Source organism: Leisingera coralii (assembly GCF_049056525.1).
GTDB classification, from domain to species: domain Bacteria; phylum Pseudomonadota; class Alphaproteobacteria; order Rhodobacterales; family Rhodobacteraceae; genus Leisingera; species Leisingera coralii.
Window position 1 is genome coordinate 1 of record NZ_JBHUPT010000102.1, and the last position, 1,432, is coordinate 1,432.

Here is a 1,432-nt window from a genome sequence, read left to right on the forward strand (position 1 = left end):
AGTCCTAAGGCCGGTGTTGACCGGGTTCTAGGCCCGTTACAGGCACCGCCGTGGCCATCTGCATCAGCAAAATAAGGACTATCAGTCCCGTGCGGTTGCGGTCAACAGGCACGATTTGGTCTACGGGATGTACTACGGTCCCGGGAAGCCTTCTACAGACCGGGCCGTAGTCCCCGTGCTGTAGCTGTCCTGCAAGGCCTTCAGGAGCTGCAGACTGTCCTAGGCCGCATGTAGGACTCACAGGGGGCCGTAAAGCTGGCAGAGGGTTCCCCCTACCTGGGAGCCGTTAGAGGCGCTGTATGACTCACCCCCCGTACGCTCTAGGGCATTCTGACTGCCGTAAGCGGCAAGGGGGCGAGTGCCACCCCACCCCCTACGGATAGCGTCTACAGCCCCGCCCCGAGATTGGGCTGTGGAGGTCGTCAACCTGCAGCAGGCACCGACAACCCGATAGGCCCGAATGAGGCCTCTGGCCAGCCTTGACGGTTTCCCGAGCTACGGCGGGTGGCGATTGCATGTTCCTGCAGCCCCTACTAGGCCGCAAAAGCCAATGCACAGGGTCGCCATGCCACGGGCTGGGAGAAGGCCAGATTGCCCGCTGGTTGGCTGGCCTGGATGTCCAGGAGGCAAGGCCACGGGAAAGGGCTGCACTCCTGCAGGGTCCCTCAGCATCGGATCAGACGGCAGGAGTTGATACCTCTAAGTCCTATTAGTATGGGGAAGGGCGGCCCCCAGGGCCGCACCTGACCCTCACATATGAAGTCAGTAACTGCTCCATCCGAGGTTACAGCCGTGGTCACAAACGCCCAGAACCAAGAGAATGCACGGGAACGCCGCTACCGACGCTTCTACCAGGTTGTTGATGACCTGGTTGAGGAGATCCAAGGCCACCAGTGGGATGCTACTGCCACCGGAAGGCGTCTGGTATGACTATGATCTGGCCAGCGCCTACCCATCGGCAATGGCGCTGATCGGTGCTCCGCACTGGGATACGATCCGAGCGATTGGCAGCACGGACGAACTCCTGACCCGCTTTGCGCCTGACGATCTGGCCTTTGCCAACGTAGACTTCGAGTTCCCTGATGACGTCCGGTATCCTGTGCTGCCAGTGCGGAAAGAAAACGGCCTGCTGTTTCCCCGCAAGGGCAACAGCACGACCCACATCAGCGAAATCCTGTTGGCCAAGCAGTCTGGCTGCAAGATCAGCCTGGTTGAGGGGCGGCAGATTGATTGCGACCGCATCATCAGCCGGACGGAGGAATACGCCCCTGAGGCAATCGCCGCTGTGTGGACCGATGCTGGCCCAGAACGCGGCAAACGCGACGCTCGGAAACCTTCATCTGGCTGCGCACATGAGCAATGCAGGCCCGGCGGCGGGAGGGGCTCAGGGGCTCCGCCCGTTCAGGCCTGAATTGATCCGCTGGATCAATTC

Annotated in this window: 1 pseudogene; it reads right to left on the reverse strand. The window is 61.2% G+C overall.

Annotated features, from left to right (window positions below):
* Positions 1 to 1,265: 1,265 nt before the first annotated feature.
* Positions 1,266 to 1,432, reverse strand: a pseudogene (locus ACFMBG_RS23350) (IS3 family transposase); the annotation flags it as partial.